Origin of the sequence: Mucilaginibacter sp. OK098 (genome assembly GCF_900142915.1) — a bacterium.
GTDB lineage: Bacteria > Bacteroidota > Bacteroidia > Sphingobacteriales > Sphingobacteriaceae > Mucilaginibacter.
The window spans coordinates 542237-559801 of sequence record NZ_FRCM01000003.1 but is presented as its reverse complement, the minus strand read 5'-3'; the positions used below and the strand labels follow the sequence as shown (position 1 = coordinate 559801).

The window sequence follows — 17565 nt, the reverse complement described above, 5'->3', positions numbered from 1 at the left end:
TTGATGATAACCCAATTTGTTTGATTTTTGCAATTAACAGATTGATTTTTGCAAACTACCGCATTGTTTTTGTCGCAATTTTGGATCTCAAAAACTAATACAATTAATGATGAAGTTATCAAACAACAAAATTTTAATTACAGGTGGCGCAAGTGGTATTGGACTGGGGCTTACCGAAAGATTTATTAAGGAAGGAAACACGGTTATTATTTGCGGAAGGCGCGAAGTAAGCTTAAAAGAGGTTGCTGATAAGTTTCCTGCTGTAATTACCAACGTTTGCGATCTATCTGTTGAAGCAGAACGCACAGAACTATTTAAATGGGTTTCAGAAAATCACAGCGATTTAAATGTACTTGTAAACAATGCAGGGGTCCAGCAATGGATGGCGATAACGGATGAGGGATTTTTTGAACGCGCTAAAACGGAGATTGCTACTAATATTGAAGCACCGATTCATTTAACAGCGTTGTTTAGTAACTTAAAGGCATTAAGCACCATTATTAACGTAACGTCAGGTTTAGCATTTGTTCCGTTCACAAAAGTACCTGTATATAGCGCTACAAAAGCATTTTTCCATTCCTTTACGCTATCGTCACGCCAATTACTTAAATCAAAAAATATTGATGTAATTGAAATAATTCCGCCAGCACTTAATACGGACCTGGGTGGTAAAGGCTTGCACGATGCTGCGCCGCCGGTACGTGATTTTATTGAAGCTGTATTTCAACAGTTAGAAGAAGGGGAAGCTGAAATTACATTTGGATTTAGTGCGGCCTTGGCTAAAGCAAATCCCGATGAATTACAGGGGGCTTTCAACCGGTTGAACCAGGGTTAAATTTATGTGAATTGAGAAAATGGTTATTCCGTTTTAGCTATCTGAATCACCTGGTTTTTCGCTTCAAAAAATGATCTCATACCATTTTTTAAGCTTATTCATCAGGTCTTCCAGTTTAACAGGCTTACTGATATAGTCATCCATCCCGGCCACCAAACAGGCGTCTTTGTCATTTGCCATCGCATTGGCAGTAAGGGCAATGATAATGGGTTGTTTTACAACTGTTTGGCGAATAACCTTTGTTGCCTCCAGCCCGTCTATATCCGGCATTTGCATATCCATTAATATTATTCCATAATCCTTTTGGTTTGCTGCTTCAATAGCTTCTTGCCCATTTTTAGCTAAATCAGGCTGATACCCCATTTTATTCAAAATGTGCATGATCACACGCTGGTTCATCTGGTTATCTTCCACTATCAGGATAGCTAGGGGATACTTCCCGCCAAAATCAGCCGATAACCTGTTCGGGCTAACTTTTTCCTCACTAAGGGAGATCTGCCTGTGCAGCGCATTAAGAATTTGTTTGCTTAAGATATGTTGCTTAATCGGTTTTGACATAACAGAAACGAAGAGCTGGCGCTGGTTGTTTTTAAATTCAACCTCAATAGAACTTAAAAGGATAATGGGAATGGTTGGGTATTCTTCCCTGATGAGATCTGCCAGCATTATTCCGTCCATGCCCGGCATTTGCATGTCCGTAATTACAAGGTCTATTTCAATTTTCTTTGATAAGATAGTTAAGGCCTCCTGACCGGAGCCTGCAGGGATTGACTTTAACTTCCAGGATTCAAACTGGCGGTTCAAAATAGTAAGATTAGTTGAATTATCGTCAACTATCAGTATCCTCGCACCCTCAATGTCAGCCATGTTATAGTACGTATAAGGTTCCAATACCCTGGTGCCGGGCTTGGTCATAACCGTAAACGAAAAGGTGGATCCTTTATCAGGCATACTTTTTACACTGATTCCCCCACCCATTAGTGCGACCAGTTTTTCAGAGATTGCCAAACCCAGCCCGGTGCCACCGTATTTCCTTGTGGTAGATGAGTCTACCTGCGAGAATGCTTTAAACAGGCGGTTTAATTTATCTTCAGGGATGCCAATCCCTGTATCCAATACATCAAACCTTAATTCAACTTTTCCGTCGACTCCTATTTTTTGTAAATAAACGAAGATGCAAATTTCTCCCCTTTCAGTAAATTTCATTGCATTGCCCACAAGGTTGATTAAGATCTGCCGAAGGCGTAAATGATCTCCAACTATCTGCAAAGGCACATTTTCCTTAATCTGGTAAAATAATTCCAACCCTAATTGCCCTGCCCGAGAGCTGAAGATATCAATTACATCCTCTAAACAGTGGCGCAGATCAAAATCTTCACTTTCAAGTTCAATGTTACCCGATTCAATTTTGGAGAAATCCAAAACATCATTGATAACGTTGATCAGCGTTTCGCCGCAAGTAGTAATTGTTCCGGTAAACATCCGCTGCTCATCTGTTAAATGGGTTTCATTCAACAAAGCGGCCATCCCTATCACACCGTTCATCGGGGTGCGGATCTCATGGCTCATGGTAGCCAGGAAAATGCTCTTTGCCTGGTTGGCCTGATCGGCCTCATGGCGGGCCTTTTCCAGGTCCTGGTTTAATTGTCTGAGCTGTTGATTAGAGTTTTCAAGGGTATCCCGCTCATGTTCAATAGAAAGCTTGGCTTTCTCTTGCAGTTCGGCCATTTGTATGGTTTGAAGGATCTGAACTTCGCTATATTTTTTTAGCTGGTAGGCCCATAGTCCGCAGATAAAAAATATTGCCGCAGCCAGCAGAATATGGATAATAAAAGTCTGGATGGTAAAATAATCAAGTTGCGTGAAATAAACAGTGGAAAAGCCGATGTTCTGCAGGTACCCTAAAGAAGCATGATGAATAACCACTACTATCAACAACGGGATCTGGAGTTTCCATTTTTGGTAAGTAATGAGTATGGCGCTGCCTATAAAGGCAAAAAAGTGCATTTCAAACAGCCCATGCATCTGGTAAATAAACTGGGCCATGAAAACACCTAAGACGGTGCTTAAAACATATTGATATAAGGAAGAATGAGGTAAGGCCATTTTTGCAGAATAGTAGGCCAGCAGCGAAAGCCCGCCTATACCAAACGCAATCAGCCATGTATCATAAAAAAAAGCTAATGCTAACCCAACTAAAAAAAAACTGATCAGAAAATAGTTCATCAGCCTATCCGATCTTTCTTTTACTACAGATTGGAAAGCGATGGTTTGGTTACCGAATGCTGCGGGCTGAGTATTCATAATAAAGGTTAGGTTAAGGTTATTGCCCGGTACATTTGGGCAACCTACAACCATATGCCCTTAGTGCCAGTTGGTTAAAAAATATTTTTTCATGATTATTAAACAGCCCTGCCAGTGCTATTTTTGCATAGCTGGTTTTTTCGTCCGTACAATAACGGCTGCTGTTATAGTTTCCCCTATAATATAATACATGATCCTGGTCAAGCAGCACAGCTTGCGGCGTAGAGTAAACCCCGCAGGATGTAGCAAGAGAAGCATCGAATAAAACAGGAAGATCCAAATCAAACTTATCGCGAATCTGCTTAGCTGAATATAAATTATTGTTCATAACCACGATCACAAATTTCACCTTGTGACCATAGCGTTTTACCAGCGATTTGAAATTTGTAATGTTAAACCTGGAACATGGGCAATCAGGATTAAAGAAATGAAGAAACAGGGGTTTTGTGTGATCAGCCTCTAACAGACTATTTAATTTAATAATACTTCCCTGGCTTACTGGTTTGTAGTTTTCGGGAACAGGAGTAGGCAAATGGTATACCCATTCGTTATACCAAAACAAAGCGCTCACCGCAGAAAGAAGAAGCATTAGCCAAATTATTATCAGCAATTTTTTCATCCCTATTTCCCCCAAATTGTTATTACGTAGGGAGATAGGAAAAGGTTGTATAAAAATTAAAAAGAAAAATGAATGTTAAATGGCGCTGAAAGCAAAGAAAACCAGGCACATGCATAATGATTTTTAGTATTTTAGACAAGCCAATTTTTCAATATGGAACCGTCTGAACCCTTAAAGCACCGCATACAATCCATTGATGTTTTGCGCGGAATTATTATGCTGATAATGACGCTTGATCATTGTCGTGATTTCTTCCATTTCCAGGGAAGCCAGTATAGCCCTACCAATATGGCAACCACCACCGTACTGTTATTTTTTACCCGATGGATCACTCATTTTTGCGCGCCGGTTTTTGTTTTCCTAAGCGGTGTGTCAGCTTATTTGGCGGGTTTAAAACGGTCAAAAAGCGAGTTAAGCATTTTTCTTATCAAAAGGGGGCTTTGGCTTATGCTGATGGATATAATAGTGATAAATTTTATGTTTTCGTTTAACCCGTTGTATAACACCGTTATCCTGGAGGTGTTATGGGCAATAGGCTGCAGTATGATCATTCTTGGTTTGCTGGTACGTGCACCTTTAGTAGTTATCGGGGTTATTGGCAGCATTATCTTTTTTGGACATAATGTGCTCGACTACATGCAATTGCCCCAAAGCGGACCAGGCCATGTTTTGTTAACCGTATTTTTTACTGCAACCGGAACGGTCTTGCCAATAAACAGCAATCATTTAATACTTGATGGGTATGCCATTATCCCGTGGACGGGGGTAATGCTGATGGGCTATGTTTTTGGTTCGTTTTATCAATCGGGCTTTGATGCTAAACGCCGAAAGAAAATATTATTGGTAGCAGGTGTTTTATTAACCTTGCTGTTTATTTTTTTACGGGTTGTTAATATTTATGGCGATCCCGCACCATGGTCAGCACAACGGAATACCGCCCACACATTGCTCTCTTTTTTAAATACCAGTAAATACCCGCCCTCATTATTGTTTTTGGGTATGACGCTTGGCCCCGCGCTAATCCTGTTATCACTTATTGAACGCGTTCAAAATAAACTCAGCGCTATTTGCCTGGTATATGGCAATGTGCCATTCTTTTACTTTGTGCTGCACCTTTATTTCCTCAGGGCTATAAACATTGCCCTGATTTTTGCATCGGGGCTTAATTTGAAGACTTCAAGCTCGCCATTCGTGTTTCAGGCCCCGGCATTTGGCTTTCCATTATGGGTAGTTTATTTAATTTGGCTTTTTGTGTTGATAGTCCTTTATTTTCCATGTAAATGGTATGCCAATTATAAAAGATCACACCAGCAATGGTGGCTGGCTTATTTGTAACGGGGAAAGCTTTAACGGTAAACACTTCGTATCCTGAAATTAAACTGGGTCATGATCTGCCTGGAAAGTTCCCGGTACAGTTCATCATGGCCCGGCCGGTTATTAAAGCCGCCGCGGATTATAGCCCAGTCTTTTTCGCTCAAGGCTCTTGAATCACCGGTATACTTGCCAGTAAGGCTTTCCCATGTATATTGAGCGGGAACCTGGTCAGCAGCAATTATTTTCTGTGAAACAGCATCTGTAATGCGGTAATCCATTACTGCACTGGAATTAAGCACGCGCCTTGTTGCCTGTATAGTAGCCGAAACCGTAATAACACTGGTGCTGTTAGCCATTTTATCGCTTTTTACGGGGATTTTTTTAGATACGGTATAAGAATAATTATTGGTAGCCAGGTTACTGAACCATATGTTGTACATGTTTAGCTCTATGTATTGATCAACCCGCAAATCCTGTGTTTGGCTATCGTTTGCGTCGTAAAATTTATAATAATTGGTATTGCCAATTGTATTCAGATTCCACAAAATGTCCCGCTCAAAAAAATCACCATTGATGGAATAATACCCAAAACGCTGATCCAGTTTGCTAACCACCACATTTGTAATAGCAGCATCATAAGCCTCCTGTTTCTTCGCAATTACATCCTTATAACCAGGAATATAACTGTCAGCCATTTTTAGGTTATCATACGCTTTCCTGGCGCCAGCGCGATTGTTGCGCTGCAATAAAGTAATGCCCCTGTTATAATGTGCTGCAGCAGCGTCAGATGTAGCCTGGTCAAATTCGGTGCTATAGTTTTTGGGGCTGAAGGAATTTACCTGTACACCTGCATTTACATAAGTATCATACATTTTCTGTAACGACTGGTAGCTATTGTAGATCTGGTCCCACTTCTCTGTTTTCTTGTCGCTTCTGTTTTTGGCAATAATAAGATCCTGCTCATATTTGGAGGCCGCTTCTTTATAGGCCTCGGGAAGAATCTTTAAGGCATTTGCATCAGCAGGCTTCTTTTTCAGATCATTTATTGCAGCATAAAAGGCTTTGTCATATTCTCCCTTATCGAATAATTTCTGTGTAGAAACGCAGGAAGAGATCAGTGTGATTAATAATAGTAACCGGGATAAATTTTTCATAAGACTAAGGTTTGATGATTAAAGATAGAAAATCAGGAGGATAAAAATTAGCTTTAAGTTAAATAAATTCAAAGTTGATACCGGATCACTATCGATAAAATAATTAATAACTTGGCCGGATGCATAGTTATTTGTTAAATATAATATCCCAAAAGGTTTCACTGACTGATGCTGATATTGATTTATGCAAAGCCTGCTTTGAGCCGGTGTTGTTTCCTAAAAACCGGGTTGTTGAAGAAGAAGGTACAATACCGAAATACCTGTACTTTGTTGTAAAAGGCTTTATGCGCTTATTCCATTATAATGAAAATGGTGATGAGGTAACTACCCATATCAACTGTCCGCCGGGCTTCTTAACCTCCTACTCTCATTTTATTGATCAAACTAAAGCAGATGAAAATGTAGAATGTATAACAGATTGTGAACTGCTAAGGATTACAAAAAGCAATTTAGACCGGCTAACCAGCCAAAGCGCTGTTTTTAAAGATTTTAGTATCGGCGTATTTCAACAGTCTATCGCTTACAATGAAAACAGGTCAAAAGAACTGGCGACATTAACCGCAGAACAGCGCTATAAAAAGCTGATCGAAAATTATCCCGGCATAGTCCATCATGTACCGGTGCAATATATTGCGTCCTTCCTGGGAATGAAAGCCGAAAGCTTAAGCCGGATCAGGAAGCGGATGAATTCCTAACATTTGTCAAGTGGTTCCGGTTTAACAGTCAGCACATTTGTGCCATTAATTATTAAAAAAATGGCAAATCAGCAATTATCATTCGTTAACGGAGCAAACGGGCACCTGGGCAATAATTTAGTTAGGCTCCTCATTAGTAAAGGCATCCGGGTACGCGCGGCTGTACGGAATATCAATAACAAAGAGCCCTTTATGGGGTTGGATTGTGAAGTGGTTCAGTCTGATATCACCGATAAGAAATCGTTAGTAAAGGCATTACAAGGGGTAGAAACTTTTTACGCGGTAGGCGCCGCGTTTAAGCTTTGGGCAAAAGATCCGCAAAAAGAGATCTATGATGTGAACATAAGTGGTACCAGTAACATGGTTGAGGCAGCTGCGGAAGCTGGGGTTAAAAGAATTGTTTATGTGAGCTCAATAGCTGCATTAAACTATACCACCATCCCGGCGAAAGAAAGCTATGGCTACAATCCTGATCGAAGGGACGTGTATTACAATTCAAAAAATGACGGAGAAAAACTGGCTTTTGAACTGGCGAAAAAACATGGGATTGAGTTGGTGGCCGTTTTGCCGTCAGCCATGATAGGAAGTGAAGCTTTTGCCCCGTTAAACGTATCGTACAATATTCTCAGGTTAATTTTGCAAAAGGAGATCCCGGTAGAAACCAACATAGCGCTTAATTGGGTGGATGTAAAGGATGTTGCCGAAGGTTGTTATTTAGCGGCAACTAAGGGCCTAAACGGCGAAAGGTATATCCTGGCTAATGAAAAATGCACCTCTATTAAGGATACAACTAAAATTGCACAGCAACTTTTTCCCGAATTAAAAATTAAGCTGCCGGTTGCCGTGCCTAAGTCAATTTTGTACATTATAGCCTGGTTTATGGAATTAGGAAGTAAAATAAGTGACAAAGCCCCCTTACTAAGTGTAAAGGACATTGCTATGTTTTCAGGATTACAGCAGGATTTTGAACTGACAAAATCGAGAAAAGAGCTGGGCTTTGATCCTAAAAAACCGGATCAGGCTGTAAAAGAGGCAATGCAATATTTGATTAAACAGCAATTAGTGAAATTGTGAATAATTCAATAAATCCTTAATTGTCTGTCACGTTTTTCTATGATATAAGTCATTCAGTTAAAACAAACTAATTATTAAGCCCGTCAAACGCAACCAACTTACACCATGAACCAGGCACACCCTAATTTACAAATTATTCACCGCTTTTTTGAGGCTTATGGCGCAAATGACCTGGAAGCCATCAGGGAGATCCTGTCGCCTGATATTAAATGGTTTATTCCCGGCCGGCACCCATTAAGCGGCACCAAAAACGGGGTGGATGAGGTGTTGGAATATTTTAAACAGCTACAAGGTTTTGCGTTTCAGGCAAGGCCCATTGTTATGGGGGTGAGTGATGATTATGTAATAGACTGCCACTTAAACTGGAGTAACCTGGAAAATGAGGATAATATTGAGCGGATGTCGTGCTTGTTATGGAAGTTTGAGGATGGGATGGTCAGCAGGGTGTTTAATTTTCCCGAAGATCAGCATTTGATGGATGCTTTCTTTAATAAGGCCTTTCCCGCAGTATAACACGTTTATTTTAAAAAGCTTGAAAATGAAAAGAACATTATTATTAAAATTAAAGCTCTGCCTGCTATTAGCAACACTTGGCACACTGGTTGTTAATGCCCAAACCCGGCATTACAATTTGCAGCAACTATTAAAGAAAGATCAAATTGTAACTGTTCCCGGGCACGAAACAAAAGTACTGGATGGTACAAAAAAAGGGGCCATTACTACTAAAGGGATTGTTTGGATCAAAGGTATAAACTTTAAGGAGGGAACGATTGATATTGATCTTCGCGGGAAAAATGAGTTCCTGAAAAGCTTCCTGGGTGTGGCGTTTCATGGCACTGATACAACAACCTGCGATATCCTGTATTTTCGTCCCTTTAATTTCAAGCATGCCGATACTTCGAGGCATAAATGGTCTGTGGCTTATATGCACATCCCGGATAATGATTATGCAAAACTGCGTAAAGAGCATCCCGGAGTTTATGAAAACAAAGTAACCCCGGTTCCCGATATGGATGCGTGGTTTCATGCTACCATTGTAATTAAAGGCAAACAGCTAACCGTGTACGTTGATCATTCAACAACGCCATCGCTCACTGTAACTATGCTCAGTGACCGCGCGGATGGATTGTTCGGGCTTTATTCCGATGGCCTTACCAATGATTTTGCAAACCTGGTAATTAAGGAGCATTGATATTAGTCCTATCAGAATCTGGTTAGCGCAATCATAGCATTGACGCTATGATTGCGGTTTTTATTCGTTTCTCAAACTTTTAACCGGGTTGGCGGCGGCCGCTTTTATAGATTGAAAACTTATAGTAATAAATGCAATCAATATAGCGGTTGCTCCTCCCAGCCCAAACACCCACCAGCTGATGTTTGTCCTGTAAGCAAACCCCTGGAGCCATTTATTCATAGCAAACCAGGCGATAGGGGCGGCAATTATTAACGCTAAAATTACCAGTTTGATAAAATCAGATATTAATAGCCCGACGATGCGGCTCACGCTGGCCCCCAATACTTTACGGACACCAATTTCGCGCGTACGTACCTGCGCGGTATATGCTGCCAATCCTAACAAGCCCAGGCAGGAAATAAATATAGCGATGGCAGCAAAGTTGGTGAACAGCTTTCCTTCACGTTGTTCGTCCCGGTAGATACTGTTAAAGGTATCATCCAAAAATTCATAGCCAGCGGGAAATTCGCCATTATATGCTTTAAACTGCTTTTCGAGCGCTGCTATAGCTTTTGGAGCATCCTTACGGGTAGTTTTTATGTACATCCTGTAATAAGAATGAGGCCCGTACCAAAATACGGCCGGTGCGATTGTTTCCTTCATCGATGCATAATGAAAATCCTGGACTATGCCTATGATCGTTCCGGTGGTTGCCCCCATCCTGAACTGCTTACCAATAGGGTCCTTGATCCCCATCTCTTTGATCGCCGTTTCATTTAAAATAAAGTGCGCCGTATCCATTAGCGCACCGGTAAAAGAAACCCCCTGAACCAATTTCATCTTAAAGAAAGATATAAAGTCCTTATCGATCCCTATGGGATGGAAGATCAGGTTTTGTTTTGGATCCTTGCCGTCCCAGTCGGCATCCCCGAAAAAAGCGAAATTCCGTACAATGTTTTGGGCCGACCGGGTTACACCTAATATGCTGGTTTCCTTTAATAGTTCAGCTTTTGCTGCATCATAATGCGGGCCCATATCGCGCATCCACATCGTGATTACATCTGTTTTGTCATAACCCAGGTTTTTCGAACGGATATAATCCAGCTGCCTGGTGATGACAATAGTACCGATGATAAGGATAATAGAAAATGTAAATTGGGTAACGACCAATATTTTACGGAAAAGAACATCACCTATACCCGCTGAGATCTTCCCTTTCAGCGCCGCTAAGGGTTCAAAAGAGGAAAGCAACAATGCCGGGTAAATACTGGAAGCAGCCAGTGTGCCAGTTATGGTAGCCAGCAGGATCAGCCAGATATGGTAATCAGCCAGGTTCAATGCCAGCTGTTTTCCTGCCAGCTGGTTAAATACCGGCATCAACACATTCACCAACGCTAAAGCCAATATAACGGCTAATGAAAAAAGTAAGGCGGTTTCCACAATAAATTGAGCAAAAAGCTGACCTTTACCTGCCCCGATTATTTTGCGCATGCTGATCTCTTTCGACCTCAGCATAGACCGGGCTGTTGAAAGGTTTACATAATTAATGCAGGCAATCAACAAGGTTAATAAGGCAATAATGATAAAGATCCGCACCGTTGACATCCCCTTATCGCTTAGATCAGCATTATATAAATGCATTTTTGATAATGGCAGCAACAGATATTCGCCGCTGGAACGCCCGGGGTTATGTTGCTGATGGAACTGCCATAATTTATGCGCCAGTGCTTTTAAGGAACTGCCCGGCTTAAGCAGTAAATAAGTTTCATAATCCAGATAGGAAAAATCACTGTTCACATCCTGGTGATCGGCCAGCATCGCCCGGATATGAAAATCCATCGGCATGATCATATCATAGTTCATGCCGGAGTTTTTAGGGAAATCATTGATCACCCCGCTGACTGAAAAGCTTGTTTTATTATCTGCGCTGATCACTTTACCGATAGGATCCTGGTTCCCGAAGAATTTTTCGGCAGTCGATTTGGTGATGACAACAGAAGTATTATCTGCGAAGGGGAGTGCAGAATTCCCGTTGATCAGGTGAAAATCAAACATCGAGAAAAATGAAGGGTCGGCAAAAACGACGTTTTCATTGGCAAACGTCTTGTTCTGGTACTTGTAAAGCGAATATTCATAATTTCCTCTTATGCGTACCTGGTCTTTTACCTCCGGCATCTGCGCTTTTGCCAATGGCCCTATCGGGGCAACATCAATACCATAGATCTGCCTGCTCGCACCTGTGCCGCCATAATGTTCTAACCGGTAAATGTTGGCACCCTGCCTATGGAAGCTATCAAAGCTTAGTTCATCCTGCACCCATAACAAGATCAGGATGCCTACCGCAAGCCCGACAGTTAAGCCGGCAATATTGATCGCGGAATAGAATTTGTTCCTTAATAAATTCCTCCAGGCGGTTTTAATGTAGTTCTTTATCATAATGATACTATTAGGTTTGAATTAAAGCGAACGGCATTATTTGTTGATTATTCTGTTCAACTATCAAAAACAATACTAATTGATTAAGATTAATACTAATTAATTAGTATTTAAATAAAAACAAATATAAGCCATTGATTATAAGATAAATAAATAATATTAAAATGATCTTATTTTACGGTTACCTTATCAGCGCGGTAGTGCAATGTATCATAAACGTGCACCCGGCGTTCGTTAATAGCGCAATTGGACTGTGATTAATGATGACAAAACTAACGTGGCAATTTAAAAGGTTCATAACGACCCGGAATCAGGTTAAGAGGCCTGATTGCACTGTCATAAACCGTTTATCGGTAAAATATCTCATTAAAAAGAAATGATCATGTTAATTATCACATAAAACAAAATTTCTTTTAAAACGAGTAAGGGTAAAGTTTGTACAGCGTGTCATTGCTGTAAATAAACAAAAACAGTACCCAGATGAATTTAAAACCGTACAAAAACAGCATCGCATCAGCCATAATAAAAGTATCGGCTCTTTTATTAATGATGGGAACCACCAAAAACATTTTTGCCCAAAATAACGACCGTACCCGCACAAATATTGGCTTGTTTTATCCGTTAAGCAGCAACGGCAGAAATGCCCCCCGCGATACCAATACTTTTTCTTTTAACCTGATAGCCGGGGTATCAGCAGCAGAACAGGGATTTTCAATAGCGGGATTTTCTAACGTTGTTCATCATGACGCAAGGGGCTTCCAGATAGCCGGGTTTTCAAACCATATTGGCAACAATGCGGATGGTGTTATGGTAGCCGGGTTTTTAAATACTTATGCTGGAGGAAATGGTACGGCTATAGCAGGTTTTGCCAATATAGCCCGCAACAGCAGTGGCATACAGGTAGCCGGATTTCTGAATAAAGGCGGGAATATTTCTTCACTGCAGGTAGCCGGTTTTATGAATGTTGCCCGCGATTTAAAGGGAACGCAAGTAGCCGGTTTCCTTAATATTGCTAAAAAATCAAAAGGCACCCAGATAGGATTTATAAACATTGCCGATAGCGCAGGCACCCAGTTGGGCATAATTAACCTTGCGAAAAACAGCGAAAAAAGCTTTGGCTTAAGTATTGATGAAACCCAAACCACCATGTTATCCTTCCGCTCGGGCGGGAATGTATTTTATGGCATTGTTGGCATTGGCCACAATTTTAATAATAAGAAACAAAAATATGCCTACGAGGCTGGTATTGGCGCCCATTTGTTAAGTGCCGGCATCTTCCGCCTGAAAACTGAACTGATTAGCAGCGGGCTGGAAAGCTTTAAAGGGGACGAATACTTAAAATCATCATTCTACCTGCTGCCGGCTTTGAAAATTACTAAATCGATTGAAATATTCGCCGGACCATCTTTCAACTTTATAAATACGGATACGGAGGAAGGGAGGAACATGATAAAAAACTATGTATCCAGCTGGACCAGGAATAACGACCGCGATTTTTATGGATTTTATTTCGGTTACACAGCCGGCATCCAGGTACATTTTTAGAGATAGCCACCAATCAAATTATTTAAATAAAAGCGGTCAGGGTAAAAGCTGAGCCGCGTGTCATAACACAGATCTTAATAACAAATAACAATTACATGAAAACCATTAAAAACAAAAGCCAGAAAATGAAAACTATTAAATTATTCGCCACAGCTATTTTAATTACGCTGGGCATCAGTTCGGTAAAAGCGCAAACAACAACAACGACAGCCTCTTCTTCATCTTCGTCATCACCAGAAATTGAATTTGGTGTTAAAGCTGGCGTTAGCTTTTCAACCTTAAAAACAGGCTTAAATGCCGTTACCGATAAATCGGGTAAAACAGGCTTCAACGTAGGCGTCTTCGCAAGGATTGGTAAAGACCTATTCTTTCAGCCGGAGCTTAATTACGTATCGTTTAGCGATAATTACAAATTTAACAGTACCGCATTCCAGGCTAAGTTCAGGCAATTAAATTTACCCTTAATGGTAGGTTATAAAATAGTAAATACCGATGAGCTGATCTTCCGTGTATCTGCAGGGCCCGACCTGTATTACAATTTGAAAAAGCCTATTGCTCCGGGAGGATTCAAATATAAAGACCTTACAGCCGGCGGTGTTGTAAATGCAGGAGTTGATATTGGCAGCTTAACATTTGATGCCCGTTACAGCCTTGGTTTAAGTAAGTTTAATAAGGACCTAGGCCAAAAATCAAATATCTTCAGCCTGGGCGTTGGTTTTAAATTTCAATAATAATTAAGTTTGATAAAGCGGACAGGTGTTTTTTACCTGTCCGTTTCCAATCAATACACTTACTTTGCCATACCTGATAACTCTTAATGAATTATAACGCAGTAACGGACGATTTAAGCACTAATAACGAAGTTGTTTTTGAGCACTTGTTCAAAAAACATTTCAGGGAGCTCCATGCTTATGGCTTCTCCTTATTGAAGGACTGGGATGTTGCGGAAGAAATTGTGCAGGGCATGTTTCTTAAACTATGGGAACGAAATGAGGCAGTGCAGATCAGAACGTCCATCAAGTCATACTTATACAAATCAGTATATCACGATAGCCTTAATTACCTGCGGGGGCAAAAGGTTCAGTTAAAGTATCAAACAACAACCGCTTATTCAATGAAGAACCATACTGATGATGCCGCTGGAAAATTAACAATGAGCGAGTTGGAGCAGCATTTACAACAGGCCTTAAGCAAACTACCCGAAAAGTGCCGGGCCATATTTCACCTGAGCCGCTTTGAGGAATTAAAATACCAGGAAATCGCCAGTCAGCTGGAGATCTCCATAAAAACAGTAGAAACACACATGGGTAAGGCATTGCGAATCCTGAGGAAAGAAATGAAAGAGTTTTTACCAATAATTGCATTAATGCTACTTAATATGTTCAGATCATGAAACAGCGTATGAGTGAAGATATACTTATCAAGTACCTTTTGGGAGAAGGAGGCCCTGCCGAAGCCCTTGAAGTTGAAGCCTGGGCAGCGGCAAACAACGCTAATGCCAAAAAACTGGAAGAGGTGAAAATTATCCTTGAAACCAGCAAACGCCTGGCGCAGGATAGTCCGCTGGGTGAAGTTGAGGCGTGGGAAAAGTTCAAAGACAAAAGAACCGCGGCAAAAAATGAGCCCGCCAGGGTTATTCCCTTTACGGCAAATACAAATTGGTTGAGAATAGCCGCAGCGGTTATATTTTTAATAGGAGGCGGATGGATAGGCTATTATTTATACAGCGGGCAAAAAGGCACATCAGCTGATTGGGTGAATTTAAAAGCCACAAATTCGGTACGGATAGATACCCTGCCAGACGGATCAATAGTGCACATCAATAAAAACTCAGCTATATCGTATTCTGGCAATTTTAAATCAAAAAGGGAGATCAGGCTTACAGGAGAGGCGTTTTTTAACGTTAAGCATAACGAAGCCGCGCCATTTACCGTGCATGTAAATGATATTAGCATCATTGACGTAGGTACGGCTTTTAATGTAAAAAGCAGGCTGCATAATACCGAAGTTATTGTGGAGAGCGGAATAGTGAAAGTGAGCAAAAACAACAATGCGGTACAGCTAAAGGCTCAGCAAATGGTAAACATAAAGTTGGGCGACAAAGCGTTTAAAATTGAACAGACACCCGATGAGCTATACAACTATTACGTAAGTAATACCTTTTTTGCTAATAAAACACCATTGTGGCGACTGATTGCTGTGCTAAACGAAGCTTATGGCGCTGATATTAAAATTAAAAACAACGTATTGCGCAATACCCCAATAACGATTCCCATCAGGCTGCAGGATTCACTTACCGATATATTAAATTTAATAAAGGAAACAACTCCTGAGATGCATATAGATAAAAGCGGGGGCAACATTATTATCAAGTAAGCAAGGATATGATAATACGCTTATGGTCCGCGTGCACAATGTGAAATTTTTTCAGAACGAAAGAGGAACCCTGGTTTTCCTATTGTTTGATTATTAGTTAGTTGCGGTCTTGTTAAAAGTAAATCTACTGATAATGAGCGTGTTTCACAGCGTTTCGGGTGTTCCGTGTGCAAAAATGGAACGCTTGCTGCTACCAGGCATATTGCACCCCGCCGGTTATTCCTGTAAATGAAGTGTTGATATGATTGTCAGTAACAGATCTGCCCAGTACCCAGCCATTAATTTTCACATCATTGCCTGTATCTGTTGATGTAAGGTTGATGCTTGGCCCAGCAAACAGGCCCCAGTGTTTATTAAATTTGTAGCCTGGTAATAATTTGAATGAGCTTGTTTGATAAGAAGTCTTGTCAATGTCAGTAATAAGCGCTGCAACATATTCGGCATTTAAAAAGAACTTTTTGTGGTTAACGATGTGCGCACCAAACCCAAGGTCAAGTGCGTATTTGATTTTTTCGGCCCCCGGTTTATAACCAATTCCAAGCAAGCCATATAACACCCTGCCGCCGGAACGAAGATCAACGTGTGCAAACGCGGATTCATCGGTAGTTATACCAATACTTTTTTCGCCGTTTTTAATAAGGTTGATGATGCCGATGGGGTAATCACTGCTATCGGCAATATTTATAAGTCCAAACTGTACACCTTTAACTTTTTGGGCCGTATTCATAAATGCAGACAATTGTAAACCCGAAACATTACCGCCTTTATTCATAAATCCTGCTATTTGAGTTCCGCTGCTATCACGGGCAACATTGGTAAAACCGGCAAAGGCAATTCCCTTGCCGATGCCATAAATGTTCATAAGGCCGGCAACTTGAAAGCCAGCCACCTGCTTATCAATGTTAGCCAGGCCCGCCATTTGCATCCCGCCGGTGAAATGGTTGGCCCTGTTTGCAAAGCCTGCAGCCTGTAGTCCAAATACATCATTCAGCACACTGTTATAAACACCTGCCATTTGGATCCCCTTTACACTGCCGCCAACAAAATTAAAGACGCCGGCAGCCTGTAAAAAGCGCATGTCTTTCCGGTTAATATTAAAGATCCCGGCCATTTCAACGCCATTTATCCCCGCGGTATACCCCCCTAAAATATTCAGTGAAAAATGATCAATTACCTGGCTGTTGTACATGCCCTGGGTGCTTAACCCCGGGGTGAGCGAAACCTGGTACGGACTGGAGGCGAAAAAATTGCCAAGATTCAACCCCTGCACCAATTGTTTTGAATTGATAAAAAACCGGGCAAACCTGCTATGTTCCACCCCGGCATCCGGACCACCATCCGGATAGTATTTGTAATTTTTACTGCTATTGGCGCGCTTTTCATTTACAATAACAACAGGCAGCACATACACGGAGGTGTCGCGATAGTTTTCCTTGCTTACTGTTAGCACTATTGATCCCGTGTAGTTTTTTAGCTTGAGCTCAAAGTAGCCGTTATCATCAGTAAGTGTTGATATTAGTAAGTTTTTTTCATACACGCTGGCCTGCGCAACTTCTTTTTGATCGGCAACATTATTCACATATCCTTTTACCACGGTTTGTTTTCCCTGGTCTTTACCAACCTCGGCGGTAATAAACAATTTGCGGGGTGCATATCTCAATACAACGTATCCGGGCACCTCTTTAAACTCATAGTTTTCGCCCAGCAGTTTCTCAAGCAAACTAAAAAGTGTTCCCCGGTAGCCTGAAACAGATACCAGGCTATCAGCCGGGACAATTTTATTGTTATAGGCGAAGTAAAAATTTTCTTTGCTGGCTATTTTGTTCAGTACACTGGCCATGGGTTGCTGCTTTAGCTCACCAATGGATATTTGCTTCATTAAATTGCTTTGAGCATGCAATTTGGTGGAAAAAAACAGGGGTATAAAAAGTAACAGGGTGTTGGTTATTAGTCTTCGATTTACAGTCATCAGGTTTTTCTGTTTTATAATTTGGACAGGCCTTTCATTGATAGTATGATCCGGCGCGTATAACGACACG

15 protein-coding genes are annotated in these 17565 nt (G+C 41.1%); 10 read left to right on the top strand and 5 right to left on the bottom strand.

The genetic code is table 11. From position 1 onward, the window contains the following. Positions 1–106: 106 nt before the first annotated feature. A complete protein-coding gene (locus BUE31_RS12630) occupies positions 107–835 on the top strand; it encodes an SDR family oxidoreductase (RefSeq protein ID WP_234997808.1) in 729 nt (242 codons plus the stop codon). 63 nt (positions 836–898) lie between these two features. Here the strand turns inward: BUE31_RS12630 and BUE31_RS12625 are convergent, their stop codons facing one another. Both BUE31_RS12625 and BUE31_RS12620 read right to left on the bottom strand, forming a co-directional pair. Continuing rightward, positions 899–3139, bottom strand: a complete 2241-nt coding sequence (locus tag BUE31_RS12625) for a response regulator (protein ID WP_159440674.1) — start codon at positions 3137–3139, stop codon at positions 899–901. Positions 3140–3158: 19 nt separating this feature from the next. Next, the gene (locus BUE31_RS12620) at positions 3159–3728 is read right to left on the bottom strand and encodes a TlpA family protein disulfide reductase (protein WP_234997807.1); all 570 of its coding nucleotides are present in this window, start codon (positions 3726–3728) and stop codon (positions 3159–3161) included. A 183-nt stretch (positions 3729–3911) separates the two neighbouring features. Here BUE31_RS12620 and BUE31_RS12615 point away from each other — a divergent pair, with 183 nt between their 5' ends. Further along, positions 3912–5093 (top strand): acetyltransferase domain-containing protein, encoded by a 1182-nt coding sequence (locus BUE31_RS12615; RefSeq protein WP_073403907.1) that lies wholly within the window; start codon positions 3912–3914, stop codon positions 5091–5093. 11 nt (positions 5094–5104) lie between these two features. Here the strand turns inward: BUE31_RS12615 and BUE31_RS12610 are convergent, their stop codons facing one another. Continuing rightward, entirely contained in the window at positions 5105–6226 is a 1122-nt protein-coding gene (locus BUE31_RS12610; RefSeq protein ID WP_073403905.1) for a hypothetical protein, read from the bottom strand. Between the two features lie 119 nt (positions 6227–6345). Here BUE31_RS12610 and BUE31_RS12605 point away from each other — a divergent pair, with 119 nt between their 5' ends. The 4 genes from BUE31_RS12605 to BUE31_RS12590 all read left to right on the top strand — a co-directional run bounded on the left by BUE31_RS12605 (position 6346) and on the right by BUE31_RS12590 (position 9187). After that, complete coding sequence (locus BUE31_RS12605) at positions 6346–6921, top strand: Crp/Fnr family transcriptional regulator (protein WP_073403903.1); 576 nt, start codon at positions 6346–6348, stop codon at positions 6919–6921. Positions 6922–6981: 60 nt separating this feature from the next. Continuing rightward, a complete protein-coding gene (locus BUE31_RS12600) occupies positions 6982–7995 on the top strand; it encodes an NAD-dependent epimerase/dehydratase family protein (protein WP_073403901.1) in 1014 nt (337 codons plus the stop codon). A 105-nt stretch (positions 7996–8100) separates the two neighbouring features. Continuing rightward, entirely contained in the window at positions 8101–8508 is a 408-nt protein-coding gene (locus tag BUE31_RS12595) for a nuclear transport factor 2 family protein (RefSeq protein WP_073403899.1), read from the top strand. Positions 8509–8533: 25 nt separating this feature from the next. Further along, positions 8534–9187 carry a hypothetical protein gene (locus tag BUE31_RS12590; protein WP_143167103.1) on the top strand — a complete coding sequence of 218 codons (654 nt, stop codon included), beginning with the start codon at positions 8534–8536 and terminating at the stop codon, positions 9185–9187. Positions 9188–9247: 60 nt separating this feature from the next. Here BUE31_RS12590 and BUE31_RS12585 read toward each other — a convergent pair whose 3' ends face one another. After that, positions 9248–11605 (bottom strand): ABC transporter permease, encoded by a 2358-nt coding sequence (locus BUE31_RS12585; protein WP_073403895.1) that lies wholly within the window; start codon positions 11603–11605, stop codon positions 9248–9250. Between the two features lie 480 nt (positions 11606–12085). On the opposite strand from BUE31_RS12585, the gene BUE31_RS12580 reads away from it, so the two are divergent. The 4 genes from BUE31_RS12580 to BUE31_RS12565 all read left to right on the top strand — a co-directional run bounded on the left by BUE31_RS12580 (position 12086) and on the right by BUE31_RS12565 (position 15526). Then, on the top strand, positions 12086–13150 hold the full coding sequence (locus BUE31_RS12580) for a hypothetical protein (RefSeq protein WP_073403893.1): 1065 nt from the start codon (positions 12086–12088) through the stop codon (positions 13148–13150). 125 nt (positions 13151–13275) lie between these two features. Beyond that, complete coding sequence (locus BUE31_RS12575; protein ID WP_073404310.1) at positions 13276–13881, top strand: porin family protein; 606 nt, start codon at positions 13276–13278, stop codon at positions 13879–13881. A gap of 86 nt (positions 13882–13967) precedes the next feature. Next, on the top strand, positions 13968–14543 hold the full coding sequence (locus tag BUE31_RS12570) for an RNA polymerase sigma-70 factor (RefSeq protein ID WP_073403891.1): 576 nt from the start codon (positions 13968–13970) through the stop codon (positions 14541–14543). Next, entirely contained in the window at positions 14540–15526 is a 987-nt protein-coding gene (locus BUE31_RS12565) for a FecR family protein (RefSeq protein WP_073403889.1), read from the top strand. Before BUE31_RS12570 ends, BUE31_RS12565 begins: the two co-directional genes overlap by 4 nt. Before the next feature lie 190 nt (positions 15527–15716). Here BUE31_RS12565 and BUE31_RS12560 read toward each other — a convergent pair whose 3' ends face one another. After that, the gene (locus BUE31_RS12560; RefSeq protein ID WP_073403887.1) at positions 15717–17405 is read right to left on the bottom strand and encodes a peptidase associated/transthyretin-like domain-containing protein; all 1689 of its coding nucleotides are present in this window, start codon (positions 17403–17405) and stop codon (positions 15717–15719) included. Between the last annotated feature and the right edge of the window lie 160 nt (positions 17406–17565).

What these genes read in the sequence shown, in the direction of transcription:
- BUE31_RS12630 (WP_234997808.1), top strand. Translation starts at nt 107, where the DNA reads ATGATGAAGTTATCAAACAACAAAATTTTAATTACAGGTGGCGCAAGT.
- BUE31_RS12625 (WP_159440674.1), bottom strand. Translation starts at nt 3,139, where the DNA reads ATGAATACTCAGCCCGCAGCATTCGGTAACCAAACCATCGCTTTCCAA.
- BUE31_RS12620 (WP_234997807.1), bottom strand. Translation starts at nt 3,728, where the DNA reads ATGCTTCTTCTTTCTGCGGTGAGCGCTTTGTTTTGGTATAACGAATGG.
- BUE31_RS12615 (WP_073403907.1), top strand. Translation starts at nt 3,912, where the DNA reads ATGGAACCGTCTGAACCCTTAAAGCACCGCATACAATCCATTGATGTT.
- BUE31_RS12610 (WP_073403905.1), bottom strand. Translation starts at nt 6,226, where the DNA reads ATGAAAAATTTATCCCGGTTACTATTATTAATCACACTGATCTCTTCC.
- BUE31_RS12605 (WP_073403903.1), top strand. Translation starts at nt 6,346, where the DNA reads ATGCATAGTTATTTGTTAAATATAATATCCCAAAAGGTTTCACTGACT.
- BUE31_RS12600 (WP_073403901.1), top strand. Translation starts at nt 6,982, where the DNA reads ATGGCAAATCAGCAATTATCATTCGTTAACGGAGCAAACGGGCACCTG.
- BUE31_RS12595 (WP_073403899.1), top strand. Translation starts at nt 8,101, where the DNA reads ATGAACCAGGCACACCCTAATTTACAAATTATTCACCGCTTTTTTGAG.
- BUE31_RS12590 (WP_143167103.1), top strand. Translation starts at nt 8,534, where the DNA reads ATGAAAAGAACATTATTATTAAAATTAAAGCTCTGCCTGCTATTAGCA.
- BUE31_RS12585 (WP_073403895.1), bottom strand. Translation starts at nt 11,605, where the DNA reads ATGATAAAGAACTACATTAAAACCGCCTGGAGGAATTTATTAAGGAAC.
- BUE31_RS12580 (WP_073403893.1), top strand. Translation starts at nt 12,086, where the DNA reads ATGAATTTAAAACCGTACAAAAACAGCATCGCATCAGCCATAATAAAA.
- BUE31_RS12575 (WP_073404310.1), top strand. Translation starts at nt 13,276, where the DNA reads ATGAAAACTATTAAATTATTCGCCACAGCTATTTTAATTACGCTGGGC.
- BUE31_RS12570 (WP_073403891.1), top strand. Translation starts at nt 13,968, where the DNA reads ATGAATTATAACGCAGTAACGGACGATTTAAGCACTAATAACGAAGTT.
- BUE31_RS12565 (WP_073403889.1), top strand. Translation starts at nt 14,540, where the DNA reads ATGAAACAGCGTATGAGTGAAGATATACTTATCAAGTACCTTTTGGGA.
- BUE31_RS12560 (WP_073403887.1), bottom strand. Translation starts at nt 17,405, where the DNA reads ATGAAGCAAATATCCATTGGTGAGCTAAAGCAGCAACCCATGGCCAGT.